The 26,112-nt window shown below is 68.6% G+C and carries 24 protein-coding genes; 11 read left to right on the forward strand and 13 right to left on the reverse strand.

Annotated elements, in window-relative coordinates; all coding sequences use genetic code 11:
• Positions 1 to 653 (reverse strand): ImmA/IrrE family metallo-endopeptidase (locus EPN98_RS05970; protein WP_293361508.1); only part of this gene is annotated, 653 nt, incomplete at its 3' end.
• 3 nt (positions 654 to 656) lie between these two features.
• Complete coding sequence (locus tag EPN98_RS05975; RefSeq protein ID WP_293361510.1) at positions 657 to 1,037, reverse strand: helix-turn-helix transcriptional regulator; 381 nt, start codon at positions 1,035 to 1,037, stop codon at positions 657 to 659.
• Positions 1,038 to 1,194: 157 nt separating this feature from the next.
• On the opposite strand from EPN98_RS05975, the gene EPN98_RS05980 reads away from it, so the two are divergent.
• The 3 genes from EPN98_RS05980 to EPN98_RS24500 are packed head-to-tail and all read left to right on the forward strand — an operon-like array spanning position 1,195 to position 4,030.
• On the forward strand, positions 1,195 to 2,304 hold the full coding sequence (locus EPN98_RS05980; protein WP_293361512.1) for a multiubiquitin domain-containing protein: 1,110 nt from the start codon (positions 1,195 to 1,197) through the stop codon (positions 2,302 to 2,304).
• Positions 2,301 to 3,701 (forward strand): ThiF family adenylyltransferase, encoded by a 1,401-nt coding sequence (locus EPN98_RS05985; RefSeq protein ID WP_293361514.1) that lies wholly within the window; start codon positions 2,301 to 2,303, stop codon positions 3,699 to 3,701. The genes EPN98_RS05980 and EPN98_RS05985 overlap by 4 nt, the downstream gene beginning before the upstream one ends.
• Complete coding sequence (locus EPN98_RS24500; RefSeq protein ID WP_366558460.1) at positions 3,698 to 4,030, forward strand: DUF6527 family protein; 333 nt, start codon at positions 3,698 to 3,700, stop codon at positions 4,028 to 4,030. Before EPN98_RS05985 ends, EPN98_RS24500 begins: the two co-directional genes overlap by 4 nt.
• Positions 4,031 to 4,166: 136 nt before the next feature.
• Here the strand turns inward: EPN98_RS24500 and EPN98_RS05990 are convergent, their stop codons facing one another.
• Entirely contained in the window at positions 4,167 to 4,838 is a 672-nt protein-coding gene (locus EPN98_RS05990) for a PEPxxWA-CTERM sorting domain-containing protein (protein ID WP_293361516.1), read from the reverse strand.
• A 254-nt stretch (positions 4,839 to 5,092) separates the two neighbouring features.
• Here EPN98_RS05990 and EPN98_RS05995 point away from each other — a divergent pair, with 254 nt between their 5' ends.
• On the forward strand, positions 5,093 to 8,539 hold the full coding sequence (locus EPN98_RS05995; protein WP_293361518.1) for an AAA family ATPase: 3,447 nt from the start codon (positions 5,093 to 5,095) through the stop codon (positions 8,537 to 8,539).
• Positions 8,540 to 8,754: 215 nt separating this feature from the next.
• Positions 8,755 to 10,101, forward strand: a complete 1,347-nt coding sequence (locus tag EPN98_RS06000; protein ID WP_293361520.1) for an MFS transporter — start codon at positions 8,755 to 8,757, stop codon at positions 10,099 to 10,101.
• Positions 10,102 to 10,359: 258 nt separating this feature from the next.
• Here the strand turns inward: EPN98_RS06000 and EPN98_RS06005 are convergent, their stop codons facing one another.
• Positions 10,360 to 11,580 (reverse strand): CoA transferase, encoded by a 1,221-nt coding sequence (locus tag EPN98_RS06005; protein ID WP_293361522.1) that lies wholly within the window; start codon positions 11,578 to 11,580, stop codon positions 10,360 to 10,362.
• A 10-nt stretch (positions 11,581 to 11,590) separates the two neighbouring features.
• The gene (locus tag EPN98_RS06010) at positions 11,591 to 12,331 is read right to left on the reverse strand and encodes an IclR family transcriptional regulator (protein WP_293361524.1); all 741 of its coding nucleotides are present in this window, start codon (positions 12,329 to 12,331) and stop codon (positions 11,591 to 11,593) included.
• A 134-nt stretch (positions 12,332 to 12,465) separates the two neighbouring features.
• Between EPN98_RS06010 and EPN98_RS06015 the strand changes: the two genes are divergently transcribed.
• The 4 genes from EPN98_RS06015 to EPN98_RS06030 are packed head-to-tail and all read left to right on the forward strand — an operon-like array spanning position 12,466 to position 16,001.
• Positions 12,466 to 13,632, forward strand: a complete 1,167-nt coding sequence (locus EPN98_RS06015) for an acyl-CoA dehydrogenase family protein (RefSeq protein ID WP_293361526.1) — start codon at positions 12,466 to 12,468, stop codon at positions 13,630 to 13,632.
• Complete coding sequence (locus tag EPN98_RS06020; RefSeq protein ID WP_293361528.1) at positions 13,632 to 14,414, forward strand: enoyl-CoA hydratase/isomerase family protein; 783 nt, start codon at positions 13,632 to 13,634, stop codon at positions 14,412 to 14,414. Before EPN98_RS06015 ends, EPN98_RS06020 begins: the two co-directional genes overlap by 1 nt.
• The gene (locus tag EPN98_RS06025; protein WP_293361530.1) at positions 14,404 to 15,222 is read left to right on the forward strand and encodes a hypothetical protein; all 819 of its coding nucleotides are present in this window, start codon (positions 14,404 to 14,406) and stop codon (positions 15,220 to 15,222) included. Before EPN98_RS06020 ends, EPN98_RS06025 begins: the two co-directional genes overlap by 11 nt.
• A gap of 56 nt (positions 15,223 to 15,278) precedes the next feature.
• Positions 15,279 to 16,001, forward strand: coding sequence for an ankyrin repeat domain-containing protein (locus EPN98_RS06030; RefSeq protein WP_293361532.1), 723 nt, complete (start codon positions 15,279 to 15,281; stop codon positions 15,999 to 16,001).
• A gap of 278 nt (positions 16,002 to 16,279) precedes the next feature.
• On the opposite strand, the gene EPN98_RS06035 is transcribed toward EPN98_RS06030, so the two are convergent.
• The 3 genes from EPN98_RS06035 to EPN98_RS06045 all read right to left on the reverse strand — a co-directional run bounded on the left by EPN98_RS06035 (position 16,280) and on the right by EPN98_RS06045 (position 19,554).
• Positions 16,280 to 17,572 carry a lanthionine synthetase LanC family protein gene (locus EPN98_RS06035; protein WP_293361534.1) on the reverse strand — a complete coding sequence of 431 codons (1,293 nt, stop codon included), beginning with the start codon at positions 17,570 to 17,572 and terminating at the stop codon, positions 16,280 to 16,282.
• A gap of 118 nt (positions 17,573 to 17,690) precedes the next feature.
• Complete coding sequence (locus EPN98_RS06040) at positions 17,691 to 19,055, reverse strand: AarF/ABC1/UbiB kinase family protein (protein ID WP_293361536.1); 1,365 nt, start codon at positions 19,053 to 19,055, stop codon at positions 17,691 to 17,693.
• Positions 19,056 to 19,059: 4 nt separating this feature from the next.
• Complete coding sequence (locus tag EPN98_RS06045) at positions 19,060 to 19,554, reverse strand: DUF427 domain-containing protein (RefSeq protein WP_293361538.1); 495 nt, start codon at positions 19,552 to 19,554, stop codon at positions 19,060 to 19,062.
• Between the two features lie 127 nt (positions 19,555 to 19,681).
• On the opposite strand from EPN98_RS06045, the gene EPN98_RS06050 reads away from it, so the two are divergent.
• A complete protein-coding gene (locus EPN98_RS06050; RefSeq protein ID WP_293361540.1) occupies positions 19,682 to 20,443 on the forward strand; it encodes a carbon-nitrogen hydrolase family protein in 762 nt (253 codons plus the stop codon).
• A 12-nt stretch (positions 20,444 to 20,455) separates the two neighbouring features.
• On the opposite strand, the gene EPN98_RS06055 is transcribed toward EPN98_RS06050, so the two are convergent.
• Together EPN98_RS06055 and EPN98_RS06060 are read right to left on the reverse strand one after the other, a co-directional pair.
• Complete coding sequence (locus tag EPN98_RS06055) at positions 20,456 to 21,175, reverse strand: hypothetical protein (RefSeq protein ID WP_293361542.1); 720 nt, start codon at positions 21,173 to 21,175, stop codon at positions 20,456 to 20,458.
• A gap of 40 nt (positions 21,176 to 21,215) precedes the next feature.
• Positions 21,216 to 22,016 (reverse strand): MipA/OmpV family protein, encoded by an 801-nt coding sequence (locus tag EPN98_RS06060; RefSeq protein WP_293361544.1) that lies wholly within the window; start codon positions 22,014 to 22,016, stop codon positions 21,216 to 21,218.
• 101 nt (positions 22,017 to 22,117) lie between these two features.
• Here EPN98_RS06060 and EPN98_RS06065 point away from each other — a divergent pair, with 101 nt between their 5' ends.
• The gene (locus EPN98_RS06065; protein WP_293361546.1) at positions 22,118 to 22,555 is read left to right on the forward strand and encodes a MarR family transcriptional regulator; all 438 of its coding nucleotides are present in this window, start codon (positions 22,118 to 22,120) and stop codon (positions 22,553 to 22,555) included.
• A 71-nt stretch (positions 22,556 to 22,626) separates the two neighbouring features.
• On the opposite strand, the gene glk is transcribed toward EPN98_RS06065, so the two are convergent.
• Genes glk through pgl form a run of 3 tightly spaced genes read right to left on the reverse strand, consistent with a single transcriptional unit; the run spans position 22,627 to position 26,089 of the window.
• Entirely contained in the window at positions 22,627 to 23,595 is a 969-nt protein-coding gene (gene glk, locus EPN98_RS06070) for a glucokinase (RefSeq protein WP_293361548.1), read from the reverse strand.
• The gene (gene edd / locus EPN98_RS06075; protein WP_293361550.1) at positions 23,595 to 25,412 is read right to left on the reverse strand and encodes a phosphogluconate dehydratase; all 1,818 of its coding nucleotides are present in this window, start codon (positions 25,410 to 25,412) and stop codon (positions 23,595 to 23,597) included. The genes glk and edd overlap by 1 nt, the downstream gene beginning before the upstream one ends.
• A gap of 5 nt (positions 25,413 to 25,417) precedes the next feature.
• Positions 25,418 to 26,089: a 6-phosphogluconolactonase gene (gene pgl / locus EPN98_RS06080; RefSeq protein WP_293361552.1), complete on the reverse strand. Its 672-nt coding sequence runs from the start codon at positions 26,087 to 26,089 to the stop codon at positions 25,418 to 25,420.
• Positions 26,090 to 26,112: the final 23 nt, after the last annotated feature.

Genomic DNA, 26,112 nt, shown 5'->3' on the forward strand with positions numbered 1-26,112 from the left:
GCCGCTCGGAACCCGTAGCCCTCAACAAGCTCGGGCATGTTCAGGACCACCACTGCGCATGCACGGTGGTTCTTGGCTACAAACTGGCGGATCGCGGCATAGTTCGACGCCTCGAATCGACGTGCCAACTTGACGGGCGTCCATATCTCGAAAGGCTCGTCGTTCGCCATCTCACTAAATGCGTCGAGTTGAAAGAGCACCTCCGAGGCAAAGACGTTGGCTTCGCGATCGAATAGTTCGGCTGTTGAGCCGTCCAACGCCTTTTCACAGTCTTCCACCACGGCGTAGATCGGCCGCTGCCATGGCAGGAAGCCATGGCCCGCCTCATGAAGGCGCACGAATCGCTTCTTCACGGCGATCAGAGTCTGGTTGAGGAAGACTAGGCCTTCGGAGGCATGGAAAAGGCCCAGAACCTTTCCAGCCGCTCGCTTTATTGCTTCGCCGGCCGCGCCGGCCTTGGCCCTAAGTCTGGCGATGAAACTTGGGTTGAGAACGTCTTCTCTGACCTCCTCAACCTTGGCCGCAGCCATGATCAGGTGAATCGGGGTTGGAAAAACACCGAGCGCGCCTGCTTCACGCAGCGCGCGCTCGGCTTCCTTACGAACACGTGCCAATTGGCCGGGCGTCAAACTCGAATCGTCCGGCTTTGGCATTCGCTACCTCCGTTTAGAGCGGATGTAAGTCAGGTAATCGAGGAGTTCGGCCTCTTCCTCAGCGGAGAGATTATCGATTGCGAAAGTCGCGGCTCTGCCGTGCTTCTCGCCCTCAGTCCTCGGTGAGTTGGGCACGATGTATCCTGCATGTTCCATCAGAGCGTCATACGCAACCCCGAGAGACGTCGACAAAGCATAAAGTATGTGTGGAGAAGGCTTGGTGATCTTCCCGCTTTCGAGCTGACTCAAGTAAGCGTTAGACACTTCTCTTCCAGTGGCTTCTTCGACCTCTCGCAGAGACATCCTTACGTCCTGACGCGCCTTCTTTAGGAATTGTCCTAGTCTGCTCGGTGGGGCTGGTTCGTTGTTTTTCCCATCGGTCATCAATCCTCCTTGCTGGACCGCCAGACGCAAAATCCGACGGTCGCTTCTATGGACCGAACTGCTAAGTCTGTCAAGCGCGCTAAATATTGCTTGACGAACTTAGCGCGCGTTCTCACGTTAGCGATACCGGCGATTGGCCGGCGACGTGGAGATCACGATGAGCAATCTTCCCGAGGCCGCGCTCTCTCGCGGTGATGCGCGGCACAACATCGAAGTGGCTGACGAGACGCTGACCTTCCGGTCGCTGACGATCTCGGATCTGACGCCCACCGGCGCGCAGATAGCCTCCGTGGCAGGCGTCAAACCGAACCAGGAGGCGACCGTCCTGCAGTTCCTCCCCAACGGTGAGCTGGAAGACATCCGGCCCGACGAGGTGGCGGATCTCCGCCAGAGCGATGGGCGGTTTGTAGTGGTCGCGAGCGACCGCATCTATCGCCTCCTCATCGACGGAGAGCGTTTCGATTGGCCGTGCCGCGTCATATCGGGCGCGGTAATCCGCAAGCTGGGCCGGATCGCCCCCGACTTGGCGGTGTTCCTCGAGCGGACGGATGAGCCTGACAGGCAGATCGAGCCGTATGAGCTGGTCGATCTCGACGCGCCTGGCGTGGAGTCGTTCGCCGGCCGCAAGCCGACCTGGAAGCTGAACGTGCAGGGAGTTGTCCTGGACGTACCGGTGCCGACGATCGTCGTCCGGGACGCATTGGTCCAAGCGGGTTTCAATCCCGATCAGGGCTGGCACATCTTCCTAAAGGTGGCCGGTCAACCCAAGCGCGCCGTCGAACTGGGGGATACGGTCGACCTTAGGACGCCGGGCATCGAGAAGCTGCGGCTGACCCCGAAAGAGGTGAACAACGGCGAGATCCCACCCGCGCCTCGCCGCGAGTTTGATCTCTTGGAGGCTGACGACCGGCATCTGGCGGCTTTGGCTTTGCGCTGGGAGACCCTGATCCAGGGTGAACGGCGCTGGCTGCTGGTCCACGACTACCCGGTGCCGGCCGGCTACACGGTGAAGCGCATTCTGCTGAGCCTTGAGGTTCCGCCGACCTATCCTGGCGCGCAGATCTATGGGTTCTACGCATTTCCGCCGCTGGCGCTGGCGGCAGGCGGCCAAATCCCCAGCACCCAGATGCGCGGCGTTATCGATGGCCAAGAGTTCCATGGCTGGTCCCGCAACCGCGGCCTAACGCCCTGGAATGCGTCGCTCGACAATGTCGCCACCCAGCTTGCCCTGGTGGACGCCGCCCTTGCCAAGGAGGTGGGGGAATGATCCCGGAGACCACCCTGGCCTTCGCCGGCGTCCTGCACGAGGACACGCGCCAGCATCTGTTCCCGCCGGACGGCTTGGAAGCAGCCGCGATCCTCCTGTGCGCCCGCACGCCTGAACCCCGGCGCCGGCTCCTGGTTCGAGAGGCGCTATTCATTCCGCACAGCGCCTGCGGCCGGCGGGAGCGAGATGCCATCACCTGGCCGGGCGCCTACCTGGAGGATGCACTGGATCGGGCAGAGCAGGACAGCTTGGCTCTTGTGCTGATCCACTCGCACCCAGGTGGTCTGTTCGCCTTCTCCGATGCGGACGACGCCAGCGACCGCCAGGTCATGCCGAGCTTGCTCCATGCGCACGGTGACATGCATGGATCAGCGATCATGACCGCGGATGGCGCAGTCCGCGCGCGCCTCTACGACCATGCCATTTCGCCCCGGCCCATCGACCTAGTCACTGTAGCCGGCCACGACCTGCTCTACTGGTGGGAGGATGGCGCACGGTTGACGGGTCCATCGCGGAGGCCCGTCGCCTTTACCGGAGCCATGAGCGGCGAGCTTGGTCGGCTGCGGGCCGCCGTGATCGGCGTGTCTGGAACTGGCTCGATCACTGCTGAGCAGCTTGCGCGCCTTGGATTCGGCGGGGTCACGCTGATTGATTTTGACCGCTTAGAGTTGAAGAACCTCAATCGGATCCTGAATTCTCGCATTCGCGACGCCCAGGACGGGCGGCTTAAGGTGGAGATGTTCGCGGAGGCGGTCGCGGCCTATCGGGCGGGGGATGTCGCCCAGCCAATCCCGGCTTCCGTATTGACCCGCGAGGCCATCCTGGCGGCCAGCCAGGCTGACGTGATCTTCTGCTGCGTTGATACTCTAGAAGCACGCCAGATCGCAGACCTCCTGGCCAGCGCTTTCGCGATCCCGTTGTTCGACGTAGGCGTGGTGATCCCGGTCCGCCAAGCTGGCGACGGTGTCGCCATCGCGGATGTGTGCGGTCGTGTTGACTACGTCCAGCCCGGGCGCTCCACGCTGCTGGATCGCGGGGTCTACAGCCCGGAGAGCCTGAGAGCCGAGTACCTGCGACGACACGCTCCTGAGGCACATCAGCAAGAGTTGGAAGCCGGCTACATCAAAGGTTTGGTCGAGGAAGCCCCCGCGGTCATCACCCTTAACATGCGAGCCGCGTCAGCTTGCGTGAACGAGTTCATCGCGCGCGCCTATCCCTTCCGGCTGGAGCCCAACCGCCTCTACGCTAGGACGGCGTTTAGCCTCGCCGCCTGCGAAGAGGAGTTCACCGCCGAAGATGACTTTCCTGTCTCCGAGAACCCGGTACTAGGCCGCGGAGCACGGGAGCCCCTACTAGGCCTGCCCTCCCTCGCGCCGCGTCGCCGAGGTGGGCGGTGAACCTTGGTCGCTGGTGGCGCCGCAGCTGGGCGCGCATCGCGCCCTCGCGGCGGCTTCGCCTGATCGAAGGGGACAGTCTGCCCAGTACTCTCCCACGCCGTGATCTGGTCCTGGCTCGCGAGGACGGCGAAGACTGGTGCGTAGGGTTCCGGTGCCCGTGCGGCTGTCGCCGCCCCATCGAACTCCTCGTCATCCCAGAGGCCAAGCCGCGATGGGATGTCGAAGTGGACGAAGATGGCGCCGCGAGCCTCACGCCGTCGGTCTGGCTCAAGGTGGGATGCAGGTCTCATTTCTGGTTGAAACGAGGCCGCGTCGTTTGGTGCGAATAGTGGTTGTCGGTCTTATGCTTCTGCGCAACCGCTACCCTGTGGGCTCGGGGACGACCTCTCCCCTCCACATGCCGAGCCGTGGAAGTGCTGACCGCGCCGGACGGCAGCGTCTGCGCGCTGAGGTGCCGCCAGCGCGTCAGGCCGTCGCCCTCACCCGCCGGCGCAGGCTCGCACCCGCCAGGCCGAAGCCGGCGATCATCAGGGCCCAGGTGGTGGGCTCCGGGACGGCGCCGGGAAGCGTGGAGTCGAACCGGAAGACGATGTTCTGGACGCCGCCGTTGTAGGCGTCGGGGCCGAAGATCAGCACGATCGGCTGGTTGTATGCGGCCGTCACGTTGAAGTTGACCGTCGTCAGGGCCGTCGGATTGGTGGTCACCGACCCGGTGGAAATCGTGCCCGTCGTCGAAAAGAGCTCCCAGCCGATGTCGACGGCCGCGTTGGGGTAGCCGCCGAAGTCCGCCGAGACGAGCGTGATGTAGCCGCCCCCCAGGTTGTTGTTGAACAGGGCCACCGCGCCCCGGGTGGTCCCGCTCGAATCCTCGACATAGGCCACGGAGCTGCCGCTGAAGTCGCCAGGCCAGTAGTTCAGCCCCCCGTCGACGGGAACGTAGCCGTCGGCGAGCCGCAGGTTCTGCACCGCGACGTCGGGGACGCTGCCGAACAGTTCGGAGATCTGGTCGCCATCGTTGACGCACCCGCCGGCGCAGGCGCCGGGGCCGTAGACGATGGTGTGGGTCGCGGCGAGGGCGGACGCGCCCGACGCAGACAAGACGAGCGCCAGCACCGCGCCCAACCCTGCAAACTTCATCACAAACCCCCAAACCACAGACTCTGTCCCAGGCGGGACACTGGTGCGGACCTTGCCGCGGGACGTCGGGCCGGTTCTGCGACGCCGAAACGATGGGACGCCGATGATTTGCCGATGGCGCGCGGGCGGACTTGGGGGGAACGTCGTTCTTGGCGTGGGGCGCCGGCGCCGCTAATCCATAATGGAAGTCGCCGAACCTCGGGACGGGGAACCCGGCGGGGCCGGGTGAGCGGGCAACGGGGCATGAGTATCCATTGACGGCGACAGGGGCGGGCCAACTGGCGGACGAGCCGGCGTTCGCGCTGGGCGGGATGACCGTGCGGCCTGCGACGCGCGAGGTCGCGGGCGACGGCGGCGTCGAGCTGCTGGAGCCCCGCGTCATGCAGGTGCTGGTCACCCTGGCGCGCCGGCGCGGCGAGGTGGTGTCGCGGGGCGATCTGATCGCGAGCTGCTGGGCGGGGGTCGTGGTCGGCGACGACGCCATCAACCGGTGCATCCAGGCGCTGCGGCGGCTGGGCCAGATGCGTGGCGCGTTTTCCATCCTGACCGTTCGGGGGGTGGGCTTTCGGCTGGACGAGGACGCTTCGGCTGACCCTGGGCCACCGGTCGAGTCGGTCCCGCCGACGTCGGCCGCGTCAGCCGCGAGGCCGGCGAGCGACGAGCGGCGCCACGTGACGGTGCTGTCCTGCGGACTGGCGCGCGAACCGGGCGCCGCCTTCGGGCCTGAAGCCTGGTACGCGTCAAACCGCGCGTGGCGGCGCGAGGCGTCGCAGGTCGCGCGGGGGTTCGGCGCGCACGTCGAACGGGCCCGCGGCGAGCGGCTGGTCGCCTACTTCGGCTACCCGGACGGCCAGGAGGACGCAGCCGAGCGGGCCCTGCGCGCCGGGCTCGACATCGCGCGGATGAAGCCGCACGGCGCCTCAGTGCAGGTCGGGATCCATGCCGGCATCGTCGTCGTCGGCCGTGACGAGGCCGGCGAGACCGAGATGTTCGGCGACGCCCCCGACGTGGCGGCGCGGGCGCAGGACAGCGCCCCGCCCGGCGCCGTGATCATGACCGGGGCCGTCCACGACATGGTGTCCCGCATCGTCGCGGCGCAGCCGTCCGGGGCGTTGCCGCCCGACGGGACCGGCGCGGCCGCCCGGCTCTATCGCGCGGTCGGCGTCCCGGTGGCGACCGGCCGCGGCTTCGGGCCTCGCGAACTCAGCCCCTTCGTCGGGCGAGACGACCAGATGCGGATGCTGCTGGGGAGTTGGGAGCGGGTCCAGGACGGCGAAGGCCAGTTCGTGGTGGCGGTCGGCGAGCCGGGCATCGGCAAGACGCGCCTGGTCCAGGAGTTCATGGCGCGCGTGCAGGATGGCGCGCACCTGAGCATCGAGTGCGCGGGCGCTCCGCTCTTCGCCAATACGCCCTTCCACGCGGTGGCCGAGGTGGTGCGGCAGGGGCTGGGCTGGCGGGACGCCGATACCGCCGCCGAGCGCCTCGCGACGCTCGAGGCGGCCATGGCGCGGGCGGGCCTGGAGCCCGCCGGCGCGGTTCCGCTGGTCGCGGACCTTCTGGGATTGCCGACCGACCAGGCCTATCCGCCCCTGACGCTGGCGCCGGACGAGCGGCGCACGCGGCTGCTCGCGGCGCTGGCGGCCTGGGTGTTCGCCTTGTCTCAGGAGCGGCCCCTGATGCTGGTGGTGGAGGATCTGCACTGGGTCGATCCGTCGTCGGCCGAGCTGATCAAGATGCTCGCCGATCAGGGCGCCACGTCGCCGATGATGCTGCTCTGCACGGCGCGGCCGGAGTTCCAGGCGCCGTGGCCGGCGCGTTCGCATCACACCCGGATCACGCTCGCGGGCCTGGCTTCACGGCCGATGCGCGCCCTGGTGGACGGCCTGGTGGCGCGCGCCGGGATGGACGACGAGCTGGTCGACGCGGTGGTCCGGCGCGCCGATGGCGTGCCGCTGTTCGCCGAGGAGCTGACGCGCCTGATCCTCGACGGCGAGGGCAACCGCCCGCCCGGTCCTGTGGAGGCCGGCTTCATCCCCGCCACCCTTCTGGATTCGCTGGCCGCGCGGCTGGACCGGCTGGGCCACGGCAAGGCGGTCGCCCAGCTGGGGTCCGTGCTGGGCCGGCAGTTCAACCATGGCGTCTTGGCCGCGGTCTCGTCGCTTTCGGAGCACGACCTGCAGGCGGGGCTGGCGCAGCTTGCCGATGCCGAGCTGATCTATGTGCGGGGGATTGCGCCCGAGGCGACCTATCAGTTCAAGCACGCCCTGATCCAGGACGCGGCCCATGCGGGGCTGCTGGAGGCTGACCGCCAGGCCTTGCATGCCGCCGCAGCTCGGACCCTGACGACGCGGTTCGCCGACCTCGCCGAGGCGCGGCCCGAGGTCATCGCCCGGCATTGGACGGAAGCCGGCGAGGCCGCCGAAGCGATCACCGCCTGGACCCGGGCGGCCGTGACGGCCGAAGCCCGCCACGCCTTCGTCGAAGCCGAGGACGACTACCGCCGCGCGCTGGCCCTGCTGAGCACCACGCCGGAGACGCCCGCCCGCGATCAGCACGAGCTCGACCTGGGGCTCGCCCTCGTCAAGGTGACGATGACCACCCAGGGCTACCAGTCTCCGGAGACGGTGGCGTTGCGCGCACGCAATCACGCGCTGGCCGAGCGCGGCGGTTTCCTGGGCGCCAACACCGGCATGCGCATGATGGCGTTCTCGCTGCACCTGATGTCCGCCGACTGGACGACGGTGGCGGCCTACGCCAGGCAGGCCCGGGCCTTCGCCGACAGCCTCGGCCCGGAGACGGACCGAAAGTGGTTCCGGTTCGCCCACGCCATGGCGCCCTTCACCGCGTTCAACCATGCCTACTACACGGGGGATCTGCGAACCGCCGAGGCGCAATACCGCCAGTGGCAGACCTATCAGGCCGAGGGCGACTACGACCAGCGCATCACGACCACGATAGGCTTCTGCAACGGCGCCCTGCTGGCCTGGTGCCTGGGACAGCCGGCCGTGGCGCGCGAGCGGATGGCCATGGCCCGGGGATGGGCCGCACAGGCCGACAACGCCTATGAGGTGATGTTCGCCGAGGCCCTGGACGCGCTTCTGCAGGTGAACCTCCGCGACGCCGCCCGCGCAGAGGCCATCGCTGCCGAAGCGGTGCGGTTTTGCGAGGAGAAGGGGTTTCCCCAGATCGCCGGTTGGGCGCGAGCCGTGCTGGGTTGGGCCAGCGCCCAACGCGGCGCGTCGCGTGAAGGCGCAGGGCTGATCCAGCAGGCCATCGGCGACCTCGAAGGGCTGCAGACGCGGGTCTCCGCGCCCCTCTTCCTGGCATACCTCGCCGAAGCCCAGGCCCTGGACGGCGACCCGGAGGCGGCTTTCGCGACCCTCGACAAGGCGCTCGCAGCCAGCCCTGACGAACGCGTCTATCGGCCCTACGTCCTCATCTGCCGCGGTGAGATCAACCTGCGGCTCCAACGCCACGCCGAAGCGGAAGGGGATTTTCGCGCCGCGATCGATGAGGCCGACGTCATGGGCGCCGCCGCCTATGCTCTGCGCGCCGCCACCGGTCTGGCGCGGTCGATGGCCGGACGCGGCAGCGTGGAGGCCGCGCGAGCCCTGCTCACCTCGCGGCTCGATGTGATGGCCTCGGGCGATGAGACCCCCGACGTTCAGGCGGCGAGGGCGCTGCTTCGGGAATTGGCTTAAGAGCCGCCCTCGCCCTCTCGACGCTGCCCGACCAGCGCGGACGACGTGGTGAGATAGAGCCCCTTCGCGAGGGTGAATGCCGCGACCCGAGCGCGGGATTCGTCACGTCGGGAACCACATCGGCAAATCATCGGCAAACCATCGTTTTCTGGCCGTATCGGCGCCTGACCGGCCCCGGTACTCGGATCGTCATCTGATGGCCCAGGGGGTTCAGAATGGCGTTCCTGCCGGTGACGCAGGGCTTCTTGCCGCTGGTGGAAAGCCCGCGGCTACGAATGCTCACGGTGTTCCTGTTCTATGTGGCGCAGGGCATCCCCCTCGGCTTCTTCTACGTCGCTATTCCCGCCTACATGGCCAAGAGCGGCGCCAGCCCAGCACAGATCGCCGCAGTTGTCGGGATGACATCGCTGCCCTGGTCACTGAAGCTGGTGAACGGGTTCATCATCGATCGCTACGCCTACTTGCCGATGGGCCGTCGACGTATGTGGATCGTCGGCGCTCAATCCATGATCGTGCTTGGCTGCCTGCTGGGTCTTGGGCTGCAGCCAGGGGGGCAGGACGTCTTCGTGCTGTCATGCCTGGCGTTTGCCATCAGCCTGGCGACGACTTTCCAGGACGTGGCGATCGACAGCCTGGCCGTCGATATCATGACCGAGGAGGAGCAGGCGACGGCTGGCGGCGTCATGTTTGGGGCGCAGGCCCTCGGCATGGCCGGGGCCGGCGCGATCTGCGGCTTCCTGATCCAGACCTATGGAATAGCCGCCGGTTTCGCGGCCTGCGCCATCGGGCTCGCCGTGGTTCTGGCCTATGGCCTGGCGTTGCGGGAGCGTCCGGGGGAAAAGCTCACGCCCTGGTCAGAGGGGGCCGCTCACCCCCGAAACGTAGAAATCCAGATCGATGCGTGGCTCCCTCTCCTGAAGTCGAGCTTCCGGGCGATCCTGTTGCCCATGAGCCTGTTCTTCGTGCCATTCCTGCTGATCCGAGCCATCCCTATCGGGGGCACTGAAGCCTACTATCCAGTGCTCACCCGGGAGCTCACCGGTTGGACGATGACCGACTACACGGGCGTCAATGCAGCAGCAAAGCTCGGGTCCGCTGTCTTCGCCCTCACGATCGGGGGATGGATGGTCGCGAAGCTGGGGGGCCAGCGCGCTCTCGCGATCCTGTTGCCGATGATGGCGGCTTTGATGCTGGTCCTCGGTCTTGGGAAGCCGCTCTGGAGCGACGGCGGCTTCATGGCGTTGGCGATCTGGTCGAAGGAATTCATCGGCATCGCCATCGCGACCGCGACGATACCCATAGCCATGCGCCTCTGTTCACCCGCCGTCGCCGCCACCCAGTTCACCATCTACATGGCGCTAGCCAATTTTGGTCGTCCCATTGGCGCGTGGCTATCCGGGGCAACGACCGGCGGGCCGGCTCCGGAAATCTTCTTCTTCTTGGTCGCAGCGATATTCTCGGGCGGCGCTGCTGCGATCTGGCTGGTCAAGCCAGCCACGGTGAGCGCCAAGGTGCAACCCGAGGCTCCGCGCGGGATCGGAACGGCGCCCGCGGAAAACTGAAGCGCGCCGCCCAGGGGCGACGGCTCAAGCCCTGTTGGTCGAAGCTTCCTCCGCAACCGGAGCGTCGGGCGCGCCGTCGGGCCGGTGAACAGCGGCTCGCCGAACGCGGCCGCGACATGGGACCCGCCTTTACGGTTGAGGCGCTCTGCCGGCCGCCCGCCCCCTCCACCATCCGCTCTACGGCCTGCGGCCTCGGCGGGTGGTCCCCCTCCCGCCGCTTCGCGGGGGAGGTAAGGTCAGGTGGGTAGTGTCCCCGGCCTACCCCTCCCCCAGGTCGATCCCGAACTCGGCCATCACCTCGTCGGTGTGTTCGCCCAGCTTGGGCGGGTGGCGGCGGAGGTTGCTGGGGGTTCTGGCGAACTTTACCGGGGGCTTCATGAGGCGGTAGGCGCCGACGTCGGGGTGGGCGTAGGTCTGGAAGAATTCCACGGCCTTGAGATGGGGATCGTCGGGGAGGTCGTCGAGCTGGTTGGTCTTCACCACCGGGATCGACAGGGGCTTGAGGATATCGAGCCACTCCTGAGTGGTCTTGGTGGCCGCGGCCTGTTCGATCATGCCGTAGAGCTCGCGGGTGTGTTTGGCGCGGGTGGCGTAGTCGGCGAAGCGGGGGTCGCTCTTGACCTGCTCGCCGAAGCCGGCGGCGTCGAAGAACTGGTCCCACTGTTTGTCGGTGTAGGGCAGGAGGCCGATGTAGCCGTCCTTGGTCTTGAACGGCTTGCGGTTGGGATTGACCACCCGCTGGTAGCCCCACTGGCCGGTCGGCGGCTGGAACGTGTGGTCGTAGAGGTGCTCGACCAGGAGGAAGCTGGTCACGCACTCGAACATCGGCACCTCGACGAACTGGCCCTCGCCCGTGCGGGCGCGGTGCAGCAGGGCCGCGGTGACGGCTTGCGACAGGAACAGGCCCGAGACCTTGTCGGCCACCAGGGTGGGCAGGATGCGCGGGGTGGGGTCGCCGTCGGTGCGGGGCAGGATGTCGGCCATGCCCGAGGCCGACTGGATCAGGTCGTCATAGGCCGGCTCGCCCGCGTAGGGGCCATCCGAGCCGTAGCCGGCGGCGTGGACGAAGACGATGTCGGGCTTGATGGCCGCGACATCCTCGTAGGCGAGGCCCAGGCGCTTCATGCCCTCGTAGCGGACCGAGGAGGCGATGACGTCGCAGCCCTTGATGATCTTGGTCAGCGCCCGCTTGCCGGCGGGGGACTTCAGGTCGAGCAGGATCGAGCGCTTGTTGCGGTTGATGGTGAGGAAGATGGGGCCCATGCCCTTGGGCGCGCCCTCGGGCAGGTGGCCGGCCCAGCGCATGATGTCGCCGCCGTCGCCGCGGCCTGAGCCCGGGTCTTCCAGCTTGATCACGTCGGCGCCCTGGTCGGCGAGGATCTGGGTGCCGTAGGCGCCGTTCACGACGCTGGTCAGGTCGAGGATGCGGATGCCGCTCAAGGGGCCGGTGGGCTTGTCGGCGAACGTCCTGGCGGTCATCTCATTCCTCTCACGCGTGTTCCAGCCATTGGATCATCGCCTGGAGATCGGCGACGATCGCATCCTTCTTCTCGTCGAGGCGCGCGACCGCGCCCGCCACGCCCACGGCCGCAACCCGGCCGAACGGCCCCTTGGGCAGGGCGGCGCCAATCACGCCCACGCCGGGCGAGATGGCGTTTTTCGAGAGCGCGTAGCCGCGGGCCCGCACCTCGCCCACCCGGGCCATCAGTTCCTCGCGCGACTGTACGCCGCCTTCCCCAGCGGCATTGATACGCCTGCGCAGCCGTTCGATCTCGGCGTCGGTCTTACCGGACAGTAGGACCAGGCCCAGGCCCGATCGGGCCAGGGGCCGCAGCGTGCCGGGCGGCACCCGGACCTGCAGGGGCTCGGCCGAATGGATCAGGTGGACGTACTGGGCGTGGAGGTCGCTCTGGACGGCCAGTATGACCGTCTCGCCGGTCTTCCTGTGGAGGTCTTCCAGCGCCGGGAGCAGCTGGCCGTCGCCGAACAGGGCCCCCGGCACCCATGCGCCCAGCACCGCGATGCGCATGGTGGGGAAGTAGGTGCGCCGCTCGCGGTCGTAGTCGAGGTAGCCCAGCTGGACGAGCGACTTCATCAGCGCCGAGCCCGACGAGGTGGGATAGCCCAGCTCGTCCAGGATCTCCTTCAGCGCCAGGGGCCGCTTGTGGCGCGCGAAGACCTCGAGGATCTCCAGCGCCCGCTGGGCCGACTTGACCGCGCCGTCCGCCACGATTCCCAGATCCTTACGCCAACCGTCCACATATATGGAAATGACATCCACATATGGGCGAAACTCGATGGAGCTAGTATCCCCTTGCGTCGGCCTGTTCAATGGCCCGGAACAAAGGCAGACGAGGAAGCGCCATGGACTTCGAGCTTTCCGAAGAGCACCGCATGCTCAAGGACCTGGTGGCGAAGTTCGTGCGCGACGAGCTGGCGCCGCTGGAAGCCGGGGTGATGCAGCGCGAGGCCGAGGGCAAGGGCATGACCCTGGACCCCGCCGACCATGCCCGCCTGGACGCCCGCGCTCACGAGCTGGGCCTGTTCGGCCTGGACGCGCCTGAGGACGTGGGCGGGTCTGACCTGCCGATGCAGGCGATGGTGGGCGTCGAGGAGGAGATGGGGCGGTGCATGACCCCCTACACCCTGCCGCCGGACAGCCCGAACCTGCGGATGCTGATGGCGACCGTGAACGACCGCCAGCGCGAGGCCTACCTGGCGCCGTATGTGGCCGGCAAGATCAGCTCGGCCATCGGGATTTCCGAGCCGGGCGCCGGGTCTGACCCGGCCGGTATGACCACCTATGCGGTGCGCGACGGCGACGACTGGGTGATTAACGGCCGGAAAATCTGGATCACGCGGGCGGCCGAGTCGGACTTCACGATCCTGATGGCCGTGACCGACAAGGAGAAGGGCGCGCGCGGGGGCATGAGCGCGTTCCTGGTCGACCGGGGCACGCCGGGGTTCAACATCCTGCGGCGGATCCCGATGCTGGGCGGGCAGTACAGCTACGAGATCGCGCTGGAGGACTGCCGGGTCGAGGGCTGGAAGCTGCTGGGCCAGGAGGGCCAGGGCTTCGCGCCGATGCAGGTGCGCCTGGGCACGCGGCGGATCCAGATGGCGGCCTGGTCGGTGGGCATGGCGCAGCGGGCGCTGGACATGGTCATCGAGTATGCTCCGCAGCGGAAGACGTTCGGGCTGCCGCTCAGCGAGCGCCAGGCGATCCAGTTCTGGGTGGCCGAGGCGGCGACCAAGATCCACGCCACGCGGCTGATGACCTACGACTGCGCCTGGAAGCTGGACAACGGGCGTGACGTCCGCTCCGAGATCAGCATGATCAAGTGGTTCGCCACCGAGATGGCGTACGAGACCGTGGACCGCGCCATGCAGGCGTTCGGCGCCATGGGTATGACCAAGGAACTACCGCTGCAGCTGATGCAGGCGAAGCTGCGGACGATGCGGATCTACGATGGGCCCACCGAGGTCCATAAGTGGGTCGTGGCCAGAAACCTGTTGGGGACGAGACGCTGATGAAGACGCAATTCGGCGACCATGTGAGCGTCGCGCTCAACGGCAATGTGGCGGTGGTCACCTTGAACCGGGGGCCGCACAACTTCGTCTCGGTCGACTTCATGCGCGACCTGGCCGACGCCTGCGACGCGGTCGACGCCAACCCCGACGCCCGGGCCATCGTGCTGCAGTCCGAGGGCAAGAGCTTCTCGGCCGGGGCCGACTTCAGCTCGTCGACGGATGCGGTGGCCTCGGGCATGGCGGGGATCAACGCCCTCTACGTCGAGGCCGTGCGGCTCTATTCGGTGGCGACGCCGATCGTGGCGGCGGTGCAGGGCGCGGCGATCGGCGCGGGCCTGGGCCTGGCGCTGGTGGCGGACTTCCGGGTGGTCAGCCCCGAGGCCCGCTTCTCGGCCAACTTCGTGAAGCTGGGCTTCCACCCCGGCTTCGGCATCACCTACGCCCTGCCCCGGATCGTCGGCGAGCAGAAGGCGGCGCTCTTGATGCTGACCGGCCGCCGCGTGAAGGGCGACGAGGCCCTGGCCATGGGCCTGGCCGACGAACTGGTCCCGGCGGAAGACCTGCGCGCCGCGGCCCTGCGCCTGGCCGCCGAGATCGCCGAGAACGCGCCCCTGGCCGTGGTCGAGACCCGCAAGACCCTGCGCGAGGGCCTGGCCGCCGCGATCAAGGCGCGAACCGATATCGAGCACACCAAGCAGAGCGTGCTGCGCGCCACCGAGGACTTCCAGGAAGGCGTCCGCTCGGTGGCCGAGCGCCGGCCCGGGAACTTCGTTGGGCGCTAGGGCCGCCCTGATCCTCGCGGCGGCGCTGGCGGCGACGCCGGCGCTGGCGGAGGACAAGCCGTCGGTGGCAGTGCGAACCCGCGCCGACGCGGTGGGCGACGTCTATCGGTTCCAGTCGGACAGCCGCTATTCCGAGAACGCCCTCCAGGGCCACGCCACCCAGACCAACACCCAGGTCTTCGAGGTCCAGGTGCTGGGGGTGTCGGGCGACGGCCTGCGCCTGCGCTACACCCTGAAGGCGGCCAGCCTCACAGACAGCTCGGGGCCGGCCATGGCCACGGCGCTGAAGGCGCTGGTGGGCGTGCCGCTGGAGTTCCGGGTGCGGGGCGACGGCATGATCGCCGGCCTCGACAACTGGGACGACTTCAAGACCCGCGTCCTGGCCGCGGTGGACGCCAGCCTCCCGCCCGGCGACCCGATCCGCAACACCTACCACCAGCGCTTCGCCCAGGAGCCGATCAACGCCGCCGAGGACATGGTGCTGGCCGACGTGCGCCTGATGGCGGTGATGGAGCCGCGCGGCGCCGCCCCGCTGGGCATGTCGGAAGTGGTCGACAACCGCCGCCGCCCGCCGGGCCGCGCGATGTCGGACATCACGGTCAGCAAGCCCGGCTGCGTGGTCCGGGTGGTGCGCATCAGCGCCTCGCGCACGCCGGGCGTGATCCAGGACCTGACCACCGAGGCCCAGATCTCGATCCGCGACGGCCGCACCCTCTCGCTCACCCAGCGCCGCGCCGACAAGGCCGGCGGGGACTCGAGCGAGGAACACGTGACGATCAAGCGCCTGTCGCCCGCGCCGGTGTGCTGAGGCAGCTTCCGAGACTGGCCATGTGATGGGTGCGGGGCGCGATGAGGGGGAGGTGGATGATGCTCTGGCCGATTGTCGCCGCCGCTGCGCTAGCAGGAGCCTGGGGAACAGCGAGCACGGGTCAGACGCCGATTGGCGGATCGTCCCGTTGCGTCGCGCCGGCCGCGGACAAGGACTTTGCATGGCGGTCCGCATCCGTGCCGGACGGCCAACGCGACGGGCCCGCTGCGCCGCTGTTCAAGGCCGTGATCGATGGGGACCTGGATGGCCTCAAGAGGCTGCTGGAGCAGGGCCAATCGCCCAACCAGCCGTTGCGTCCGGGCGGCTGGTCCGCGCTGATGGTGGCGGCGCAACTCGATTGCGACGATGCGGTCAAGTTGCTGATAAATCATGGCTCTGAGGTCAATTATGTCGCCGATGGTAACGGTCGCGCCACGGCGCTCGATATCGCGCTGACCTATGGGGCGCCGCGCGGCAACCTCGCCATCTTCTACGCGCTGCTCGATCATGGCGCGGACATGACCATGAAGAAATCCAACGGCCGCGACGTTGTGATCCACGCCGCCGTGATCGGGCAAATGGAGCTGGTCAACGAACTGCTCGATCGCGGCTATCGGGGCGACCTGCCGCAACTGTTGCAGACGCTTGAAATCATAGTGGTGGATAGAGCGACCGAGCCTTTCAGACGCAAGGCGATCGCGAGGGTGAAGGGGTTGCTCAAGGAGCCAAAAGCCGGGGCGAAGTCGGGACAGGAAGCAGGGCCGCGCGCCCCTCAGTGAACCTCGACCAGCGAAGTCGTTTGCGTCCCCGCGCCGGTGTGCTGACCCAGGCGCGGGGGCGCGTCAGCGCCGCTGGAATCGACCACGAACCACACGAACCACACGAACGGTGCTCGACGCTCAGGGAGCCTGTGGGTGCAACCTCGTTCGTGTGGTTCGTGTGGTTCGTGGTCAAACGATACAGCGCCTGCGGCGCGCACCACTTCTTCCGCCGCTCGGACTGAGTTGTGGTGTGTGTCCTGATTCAGGCATGATTCCGTGACGGGCGTCCGCCGATCCTACCGGGGCCAGTCGGGCATCGCGATCTTGACGGGTCGGCCGGCCTCGGTCGTCGCCAGGTGGATGAGAAAGCTGGCGATGCCGGCCGCGCCTTGCATGTAGCCGGTCTGGGCCTGCACGAAGTCGGGCCGGTCGCGATGCTCCGCCTGGCGCCAGCTGCGGCCGGCGGCGGACACCGACGACTGCGCCAGGATGACGTGGGCGCAACGTCGCGCCAGATCCAGATAGGCGGCATCACCCGTCCGCGCCGCCATCAGCAGCGCGAAGTCGCCGATGCCGGCGTCGCCGCAGCACTGGCCGTAGTTGTTCCAGAGTCCCTTGGAGCGGACTTCCGGCGCGCCGGTCGAGACGAGGCCGTCCATCAGCGAGCGCGCGGCGTCCAGCCACTGGGGCTCGCCGGTGACCGCGTGCAGTTCCAGAAGCAGGCGCCCCGTGCCCGCCGGGCCATGGCAGGCGCCCAGGTAGAAGATCGGCTTGCGCGCCTCCTCGGTGTGGCAGATCAGCCGGCCGGACCCCGCCGCGGTCGCGCGGCTGAGCGTGTAACGCGCCGCCTCGCGCGCGGCCTCCAGGTAGCGGGGCTCGCCGGTCGCCCTGTGAAGCTGCAGGAGGAAGTAGCCGACGCCGGCGCCGCCGTGCGCGAAGTTGGGCGCCGTGAAGTCGAACGGCATGTCGGCCATCATGCGCCAGCGCAGGCCCTCCGGATCGGGTTCGGCGACCTCGAGCAGCCGTTCCCCCACCGCGATCGCGTGCTCCAGCGCGGCGGGGTGCAGGCCCTCCGCGTGGGCATAGAGCAGAACGAGGCCCGCGCCCGCCGCACCGACCGACTGGTCGTAGATCTCGCGCTCGCCGGTGAGCCCCGTGATCTCCGAGAAGGGCATGGGCTCGATCCAGCCGATCCCGGCGCCGAGGCGCGTGGCCTGGCCGTGCAGGCGGTCCAGGCAGGCCGCCGCCGTCGCCCGGAAATCTTCCCGCCCGGACGCCCGCGCCAGTTCGTTGAGCGCGAAGGCGTAACCCGGCCAGCCCGTCGACGGGCTGACGGAAAGCCATTCCTTGCGCGCCAGGTAGGCCTGGACCTCCTCCCCGGCCGCGACCGCCTCCGCCAGGGCGCCCTCGTCGCGTCCGGCGGCGTGGAGTTCCAGCAGCACGAGGATGATGCCGCAGGCGCCGTGATAGAGGCTGTAGTCGGATCCGGAGTCGGCCCCATCGTGGCGGCGCCATTTCGACCGGCCCTCCACCCGCTGCGCACGGACGAACGCGATCGCTTCCTCCGCCGAGGACATGGGCTGGGACATGAGGGCGTTTCTCCGAGTTACTGAAAGGCCGCCGCGCGTTGCGCCGCGCGTGCCGGGGCATAGTCTGGCCGTCGACGGACCTGTCAACCGACGCCGCGCACGCCGCCTGGCGCGTCGCCTAAGTCTCCGGCGTCGAGGGCGGGCCGAGCCAGGGTTCGACGGTCTTGTGGATGTCGATGCGGGCCTTGAGGCGGGCGGCCAGGAGGGCGGTGCCGCTGATCTTGCGCTGGACGAAGAGGATGTCGGTCGGCGGGAGATGCCAGGCGGCGGAATCGGCGGCGATCTCGGCGCCCCGGCCGCGCAGGGCCTCGACGAAGCGGCGATCGCCGAAGTCGAACAGGCCGGGGCGGCTGAGCTCGCCCTGGATCACGTCGATGATCTGGTCGACGGCGCCGCCGTGACGCGCCACGACCGCCTGGCCCAGGAACCCGGCCGCCAGGGCCGCGTCCCGCACCGCGGCGCGGTCGCCCGAGAGCGTGGCGCGCAGCAGGTCGCGATAGCCCGCCGCCGTCTGCGGCGCGACATCGCGGGCGGCGCCGAAATCGAGCAGGACGAGGCGGCCCGAACCGGGCTGGACGCGATAGTTGCCGAAGTTGGGATCGGTCTGCATGACGCCGAACTCGAACAGCTCGCGCAGGACCACGCGGATCAGCGTCTGCATCGTCGCGTTGCGGACGTCCTGGGTCGCGGTCTCGAGCGACTCGATCGGCCGGCCTTCCAGGAAGGTCATGGCCAGCACGCCGGTCGTGGTCAGATCCGGATCCAGGGTGGGGACGATCACCTCGGGCATGTCGGCGAGCAGGGCGCCCAGCCGCGTCATCTGGCGGCCCTCACGCTCGTAGTCGGCTTCCTCGGCGAGCTGGCGCTTGGCCTCGTCCAGCAGCGGCGCGATCTCGAAGCCCTTCGGCAGGACGCCCGACACCTTGAGCAGGGTGGCGACGTTGTCGACGTCGGCGTCGATGCTCTCGCGGACGCCGGGATACTGGACCTTGATGGCGAGCTTGCGCCCGTCGCGGGCGACCGCGCGGTGCACCTGGCCGATGGAGGCGGCGGCGACGGGGCGAAGGTCGAAGTTCAGGAACCGCCCGCGCCAGTCCGGCCCCCATTCCCGGGCCAGGACCTGCTGCAGCTGGGCCGCCGGCATATGCTGGGCGTTGTCGCGCAGCCGCGCCAGGATCGCCGAGAGTTCGGCGGGGAGCAGGTCGCCCGCGTCCATCGAGATCATCTGGCCCAGCTTCATCGCCGCGCCGCGCAGGTGCGCCAGCCGGTCGGCGACCTTGCCGACGTTGGCCGGGGTCAGCAGCATGTCGCGCAACTGGGGCCGCTCGCCCGCCGCGATCCGACGGCCGCCCTCGGCGATCATGCCGCCGGCGACGGACCCGGCCAGCCGGCCGAACTGGCCCAGCCGCGACAGCCGTCCCCGGGGAACCTGGCGACCAGTCGCGACGGGGCGGCCGGGCGGATCGGTGGGATCGTCGCTCATCGCCTCACCACCCCAGACTGCCGGGGCCGCCCTTGAAGGGCCCCGCGACCTTCGAGGTGATCCAGCCGCCGTAGAAGCCGCCGGCCTGGGGCGTGACGGTCTCGCCGTCGACGCTGCAGCGGTCGAAGGGCGCGGCGTAGAAGGCGACATGGTCGCGCAGGATCGCGAACGGCGGCGTCGGGTCGGGATAGCTCCAGCCGACGCGGGGCAGCACCCGGTCGCCGATCACCACGTCCCAATAGACGGCGTGGCCCTTCCACTCGCAGAACGAGCTCCCCGCCGCGCGCCACAGACAGCCCGGGGCGATGTCGGACGGCGGAATGTAGTAGCTGGGCGGATGACTGGTCTCGAGGGTGCGCACCGCCGCGCGCGTGTCGGCCACCACCACGCCGGCATGCTCGATGAGAACATGAGCCTGGGTGAGTTCGGCCCGGGCCGGACGCGGATAGGCCCAGACGCTCTCCTGGCCCGGCGCCGGGGTGTCGGGGGTGGACCTCACGTGCCGGGCCTGAAGGCGGAGGACGGCCGGGCGGTCGGCGAGAGAATCATGCCGTGGATATAGGCTGTGGATCGGCGATGTCACTCGCCGGGACGCGTGTTCTGAGGTGGGAAGCGGGGGTCATGCGATGAAGGAGGCTACAGCATCGTTCCGCGTCGCCGCCGCGCAGACGCCGGAGTTTCGCGAGGACGTCGCCGGCGCCCTGGCCTATCTCGCCCAGGTGATGATGCAGGCGCAGCGCGAAGGCGCCACGCTGCTCTGCCTGCCGGAGGGCTATCTGCAGGGCTATCTTACCGAAGACGAGCCGGCGCGGCGCCATGCGCTGGATCTGGGTTCGGCGCGGTTCGGCGAGATCCTGGCCGCGCTGCCCGACCAAGCGCCGACGACCGTCGTCGGCCTCATCGAGGTGGAAGACGGCGTGCTGTACAACACGGCCGTAGTCATCCGGGGCCGGTCCGTCGAGGGGCGCTACCGCAAGCGTCACCTGCTGCCTGGCGAGCGTTGCTTTCAAGCGGGCGAAGAGACGCCGACGTTCGAGGCTGGCGGGCTGCGGTTCGGGATCAATATCTGCTTCGACACCAACTTTCCGGAGGCTGCCGTGGAAGTGGCGCGGCAGGGCGCGTCCCTGCTGCTGTGTCCGGCCAACAACATGCTGCGCCAGCCGGCCGCGACGGCGTGGAAGGACCGGCATAATGCGGTGCGCGGCGCGCGCTGCCGAGAGACCGGCGTTTGGATGATGTCGTCGGACGTGACCGGCGCGCGCGGCGACCGGATCGCCTGGGGGCCGACGGCGATCCTGAACCCGGCCGGCGAGGTCGCGGCCCAGCTGCCGCTTGATGCGCCCGGGCTGCTGGTGTTCGACCTACCGGGGCGAGACCCCGCGGGCTGAACGGCCGCCTCGTCAACGCAGTTTCCTAAAGCTCCCAAGTTGCGACGTCCTGTTTCCGAACACTCTCGTCAGCCAATAGAGGCTCAAGACCAGCACCGAGAGCTCGGGCGCCATGAACACCCAGGACTCCCGGATCTGTTCCGGAAAAACAACAGAACCTGGGCCGGTGAACAGGGTTGCCGTGAACAGGTAGAGCGCGAAGCACATACGCCAAAGATGTCTGGCCAATCGCTGTGCGCCGACCGCGCCACCCTTCAGAATGGTCGCGATGTCGCCGCAGGCGCTGAGAAATGCGAGACCGCTGAATACAAAATAGGCCGCGACGGGAATGTCGTCGTCAACTTCCTCGTAGCCCAGCGCCGCCATGGACCCCCAGTACAACGCGATCATGCCGATGGCGCCGGCCACGATCGGGGCGACGTAACTGAATTGATCAAGCGTGGCGGAAGGGGCCCGAACAGTCGCCCATGACGTCAGCACCAGATAACACGCCAAGGCGGTGAATGTTATTCCGAGCGTCGATATCAGATGAGACGCCAGAAATGCCGTCGCGAGAATGACGGCCGCCATGGCGCACAGCGCAAGTGCAAACACTATACCACTTTTGCTATGAGTGTTTCCGCCCTTTGCTGAAATCAGCGCGATGATACCCGAGATCACAATACCTGTGCCGATGATCCCGTGTATCGACATCAAAACCGCTTCAGTCTCTGTATACTTCACGTCTTCCACCGCAATCCGTTGAAACACGGGCAGGGTTGATCGGGAGAGCTCATCGTCCGAACCGGTAGGTGAGTGAGACGCCCGCGAAGCGCTGGCCAGCCGCGCCGCGGTCGCTCACGATGGGGCTACGCCGGGCATCGCCTTGCAACCGCGTGTAGGAGGCGATGACGGAGACGGCGACCCGCTCTGAGACCGTGCCCGTCGCCAGCAGCAAGACCCCCACGTCCCGGCACCCGCCGCCGGCCTTGAACCGGCGCAGGCCGCTCCGCGCGGCGCCCGCGCCATCGACGCTGAAGAACGTGTCGGCATAGCCGTCACTCTGGACGCTGGCGCTGACGAAGGCGGACACGCTGAGCTCCGGCGACAGCTGGACAAGCGGACCGGCCGAGGCCTCCACAAGCCAGCCGTCGCTGTCGGAAACGCGGCGCACCAGCGAGATGCGGCTGACCAGCATGGCGCCCCCAGGTTCGCCAAGCGGGAACGCCGCTTCCGCCAGCGCACCGACTTCTGCGGCGGCCTTGACACGTCCCAGCCGTTTGACGGCGCGATCCTTCACGTCGAACAGGTCGTTCCGTCCGGGATCCAGCCGCGCGATGGCGCCGATCGACGCTGGACCCAGACTCCATTTGGCCTCGACGCCGAGGTTGTTGCTGCGAACCGCCATGTCTCCACGCCGGTACTGAAATCCGGGCAAGGGCGCGGCCACGTAGTCGTCGGATCCGAGATAGTCCGGCGCGGCGCCCAGGCCGAGCGTGACGTCCAGGCCATCGGCGGGCGGTTGGGCATGGGCTGCCGTTGCAGCGAAGAGCCAGAGGCTCGTCGCGGCGGCGGCGCGGTGGGTCCAGGGCATTTGATCTTCCTCGGGAGGCGTTGCGGTCTGGACCGAGGGCTAGCCAGTTCTATCGCATTTCGATATTCTTATTTATCTATAATCTCGATATTGGAGATATTATGCTGTCCGCCAGCGAGATGACCCAGGCGTGGGAACGGCATTCGGCCGCCCTTTTCAGCTTCACCGCCTTCGCTGCGCGGCGCATGAAGCTCGGCTTGGCCGAGGTTGCGGCGATGGAGCAACTGGTGGTCCATGGCCCCATGACGCCCGGCGCCCTGGGTCGCGCCCTGTCGATGCCGTCCGCCTCGATCACGGCCTTGGTCGACCGCCTGGAGTACAAGCGGATGGTCGTCCGCAATCGCAACCCCGCCGACCGGCGCGGCTATCTGCTTGAGATCACTGACAACGCCCGGGAACGCGCCAGCCTCGACCTGGTCCCCGTGTTGGAGGCCATGACAGCCTTTGCCGAGACCATGACGCCCGAAGCCCGCCAAGCCGCCTGCGACTATCTCGCCGGGGTGGTCGACGTGATGAAGACCCAGCAGGCCCGCGCCTGACGGAAAACCGGGTTGTCCGCGACGCCTGACCGCCAGCCTCCTCTCCCCTGCGTCGCGAGAGGGGAGACGCTTTAGAGCCGCTCCAGCAGCTCCAGCTCGCGCGCGGCGCCGACGATCGCCGGGTAGGGGTGGACGACCAGGTAGGTCGGGATGGCGCTGAGGTAGTCCGACAGCCGTCCTTTGTCCTCGAACCGGGCCCGGAAGCCGCCCTTGGCCAGGCGATCGCCCAGGCGCGGGGCGATGCCGCCCGAGACGAAGACGCCGCCACGGGCGCCGAAGGTGAGCGCCAGGTCGCCCGCCGCGGCGCCGAGGATCAGGCAGAACCGGTCCAGCACTTCGGAGGCCAGCGGATCGCCTGCGAGACCCTGGACGGAGACCGCCGCCTCGTCGGCCAGGGTGGGCGCGACGCCCTTCAGCTCGCAGAGGATCGTGTAGAGGTCATACAGGCCCTGGCCCGACAGGATGCGCTCGATGGAGACGCGGCCATACTTGGCGGCCAGCCGCTTCCAGACCTCGACCTCGACGTCGTCGGATGGGGCGAACGAGGCATGGCCGCCTTCGGTGGGGATCGGCACGTCGCCCCGGTCGCTGCGCGCCAGGCCGGCGACGCCGAAGCCGGTGCCCGCGCCCAGCGCCACCATCGGGCACTCGTGCGAGCCGCGCGGCAGCGTGGGGCCCAGCACCTTCAGGTCCTGGCCCTCCAGCAGCGGGCAGGCCAGCGCCTGGGCGGCGAAGTCGTTGATCAGCTCGATCGCTTCGAACTCGAAGTGGGCCAGCAGCTCGCCCTCGGAAACCACCCAGTCGAGGTTGGTGAACTCGATCTCGCCGTCCACCACCGGCCCGGCCACGGCCAGCACCGCGCGGGGCGGCCGCTTCCTGGCGGTCGTCTCGATGTACTCGGCGATGATGTCGGTGAGGCTCGCGTAGTCCCTGCACGGGAAGGTGCGCGGATGGCGGATGTGGCCCTGGGCGTCGGTGAGCGCCAGGCGCGCGTTGGTGCCGCCGACATCGCCGACCAGCCCCGTCCATTGCGATCGCATCAGGCGGCCTCGAACAGCGAACACGCGCCGGCGTCGGCCGGGCCCGCGGCGCGGCGCATCCAGCCGAACAGCTCGCGGCCATAGCCGTGATCCTGGCCCAGGTTGGGGCGGCGCGCCCGCTCGCGGCCCATCAGCTCGCGGGGCTCGACGCGGATCTCCAGCGTCCCGGCCTCGGCGTCGAGACGGATCACGTCGCCGGTGCGGACATAGGCCAGGGGGCCGCCGACCGCCGCCTCGGGTGTGACGTGGATCGCCGCCGGCACCTTGCCGCTGGCGCCGCTCATCCTGCCGTCCGTGACCAGCGCCACCTTGAAGCCCTTGTCCTGCAGAACGCCCAGCGGCGGCGTGAGCGAATGCAGCTCAGGCATGCCGTTGGCCTGCGGGCCCTGGAAGCGGACGACGGCGACGAAGTCGCGCTCGAGCTCACCGCGCTTGTGGGCGGCCAGGAGCTCGTCCTGGTCCTCGAACACGATGCAGGGCGCCTCGACGATGCGGTTGGCGGGTTTGACCGCCGAGGTCTTGATGACGCCCCGGCCCAGGCCGCCGGTCACCAGCCGCATTCCGCCCTCGGACTCGAAGGCGTCGTCGGCCGGACGCAGGATGTCGCGGTTGAGGCTGACGGCCGTGCCCTCGCGCCAGACCAGCTTGCCGCCGTCGAGGAACGGCTCCTGCTGGTAGCGGCGCAGGCCCTTGCCGGCGACCGTGTGGACGTCGTCGTGGACCAGGCCGTGGTCCAGCAGCGTTCGGGTGACGAAGCTCATCCCGCCGGCGGCGTGGAAGGCGTTCACGTCCTCGGACCCGTTCGGATAGACGCGCGCGATCAGCGGGGTCACGTGGCTGAGGTCGTTCATGTCCTCCCAGGTGATGAGCAGGCCCGCGGCCCGCGCCATCGCCAGGATGTGCAGCGTGTGGTTCGTCGAGCCGCCGGTGGCCAGCAGGCCCGCGATGGCGTTGACCATGCTCTTGGCGTCGATGACCGCCGAGAAGGGCGTGTAGTCGTTGCCGCCGTCGCGAATCTCGACCGCGCGCTTGGGGGCCGCGGCGGTCAGGGCGTCGCGCAGCGGGGTGTTGGGGCTGACGAAGGCGGCGCCCGGCAGGTGCAGGCCGGTCATCTCCATCATCATCTGGTTGGAGTTGGCGGTGCCGTAGAACGTGCAGGTGCCCGGCCCGTGGTAGCTCTTCATCTCGCTGTCGAGCAGCTCCTCGCGGGTGGCCTTGCCCTCGGCGTAGAGGCCGCGCACGCGGGCCTTCTCGGCGTTGGAGATGCCGCTGCTCATCGGGCCGCCCGGCACGAAGATGGTCGGCAGGTGGCCGAAGGCGGCGGCGCCGATGAACAGGCCCGGCACGATCTTGTCGCAGATGCCCAGCATCAGGGCCGCGTCGAAGGCGTCGTGGGTCAGCGCCACCGCCGTCGACATGGCGATCACGTCGCGGCTGAACAGGCTGAGCTCCATGCCGGGGCGGCCCTGGGTGACGCCATCGCACATGGCGGGCACCCCGCCGGCGAACTGGGCGGTGGCCTTCACCTCGTGGGCGGCGGCGCGGATCACATCGGGGAAGCGCTCGTACGGCTGATGGGCCGACAGCATGTCGTTGTACGACGAGACGATGGCGATGTTGGGCGCGGTGGGGTCGCGCATGCGCTGCTTGTCGCTATCGGGCGAGGCGGCGAAGGCGTGGGCCCAGTTGGCGCAGCTGAGCTTGCCGCGGCCGGGCCCCGCCTGGCGGGCGGCTTCCATGCGCTCGAGATAGTCGGCGCGCGTCTCGCGGCTGCGCTCGACGATCCGCTCGGTGACCTCGGCGGTGACAGGATGCATGAGCTTCAACCTCCGTCGGGGGTCCAGAAGATGCGAAGTCTGACGTTTGGGGCAGTCTTGGCTTGTGCGATCAGCCGGCCCACCGGCAGGTCTTCGCCCGCCAGCGCCCGCTGAACGACCCCGCGCTTAGTCTCCCCCGCGACCAAAAGGAAGATGGCCCGCGCATCGAGCAATGCGCTGAGGGTGAGCGTGATCCGCGGCACAGGCGGCTTGCCCAGGCCGGCGGGCACGGGTCGGGTGGCGTCGGCCGTGGTCATGGCGTCCTCGAGACCGGGGTCTCCGGGGATCAGGGAGGCGATGTGGCCGTCCTCGCCCATGCCCAGCATGACCACGTCGAACGGGCGGAGCGCCGCCAGCGCGGCGGGGTCGGGCGTGGGCCACAGGGGCAGCAGGTGGGCCTTCGCGCCGGGCCCCGCCAGCAGCCGCTCGCGGACCAGCTTCTGGTTGGAGGCCGGATCGTCGGGGGACACGCAGCGCTCGTCCGACAGCGTGACGTTGACCCGGCTCCAGTCGGGCCCGCCCCGGGCCAGCCGGTCGTAGACCGCCCCCGGCGATCGGCCCCCGGTTCCCACCAGGGAGGCGCGGCTGCGCAGGCCGATCGCCTCGGCCAGAAGGCCGGAGATCGCGCCGGCCGCGGCGTCCGCCAGGGCGTCGGGGGTGGGATAGGTCTCGATCATGCGCGCCTCATAACGCGCAGCCG

Source organism: Phenylobacterium sp., assembly GCF_004299445.1.
GTDB lineage: Bacteria > Pseudomonadota > Alphaproteobacteria > Caulobacterales > Caulobacteraceae > Phenylobacterium.

Bases quoted from the DNA above. Each gene is read 5' to 3' on its own strand.
- EPN98_RS05985 (WP_293361514.1), top strand. From the start codon at position 2,301: ATGATCCCGGAGACCACCCTGGCCTTCGCCGGCGTCCTGCACGAGGAC.
- EPN98_RS05990 (WP_293361516.1), bottom strand. From the start codon at position 4,838: ATGAAGTTTGCAGGGTTGGGCGCGGTGCTGGCGCTCGTCTTGTCTGCG.
- EPN98_RS06065 (WP_293361546.1), top strand. From the start codon at position 22,118: ATGCTGTCCGCCAGCGAGATGACCCAGGCGTGGGAACGGCATTCGGCC.
- glk (WP_293361548.1), bottom strand. From the start codon at position 23,595: ATGCGATCGCAATGGACGGGGCTGGTCGGCGATGTCGGCGGCACCAAC.
- EPN98_RS06015 (WP_293361526.1), top strand. From the start codon at position 12,466: ATGGACTTCGAGCTTTCCGAAGAGCACCGCATGCTCAAGGACCTGGTG.
- EPN98_RS06030 (WP_293361532.1), top strand. From the start codon at position 15,279: ATGATGCTCTGGCCGATTGTCGCCGCCGCTGCGCTAGCAGGAGCCTGG.
- EPN98_RS05980 (WP_293361512.1), top strand. From the start codon at position 1,195: ATGAGCAATCTTCCCGAGGCCGCGCTCTCTCGCGGTGATGCGCGGCAC.
- EPN98_RS06040 (WP_293361536.1), bottom strand. From the start codon at position 19,055: ATGAGCGACGATCCCACCGATCCGCCCGGCCGCCCCGTCGCGACTGGT.
- EPN98_RS06060 (WP_293361544.1), bottom strand. From the start codon at position 22,016: ATGCCCTGGACCCACCGCGCCGCCGCCGCGACGAGCCTCTGGCTCTTC.
- EPN98_RS06050 (WP_293361540.1), top strand. From the start codon at position 19,682: ATGAAGGAGGCTACAGCATCGTTCCGCGTCGCCGCCGCGCAGACGCCG.
- edd (WP_293361550.1), bottom strand. From the start codon at position 25,412: ATGCATCCTGTCACCGCCGAGGTCACCGAGCGGATCGTCGAGCGCAGC.
- pgl (WP_293361552.1), bottom strand. From the start codon at position 26,089: ATGATCGAGACCTATCCCACCCCCGACGCCCTGGCGGACGCCGCGGCC.
- EPN98_RS05975 (WP_293361510.1), bottom strand. From the start codon at position 1,037: ATGACCGATGGGAAAAACAACGAACCAGCCCCACCGAGCAGACTAGGA.
- EPN98_RS06000 (WP_293361520.1), top strand. From the start codon at position 8,755: ATGGCGTTCCTGCCGGTGACGCAGGGCTTCTTGCCGCTGGTGGAAAGC.
- EPN98_RS06020 (WP_293361528.1), top strand. From the start codon at position 13,632: ATGAAGACGCAATTCGGCGACCATGTGAGCGTCGCGCTCAACGGCAAT.
- EPN98_RS06005 (WP_293361522.1), bottom strand. From the start codon at position 11,580: ATGACCGCCAGGACGTTCGCCGACAAGCCCACCGGCCCCTTGAGCGGC.
- EPN98_RS06035 (WP_293361534.1), bottom strand. From the start codon at position 17,572: ATGTCCCAGCCCATGTCCTCGGCGGAGGAAGCGATCGCGTTCGTCCGT.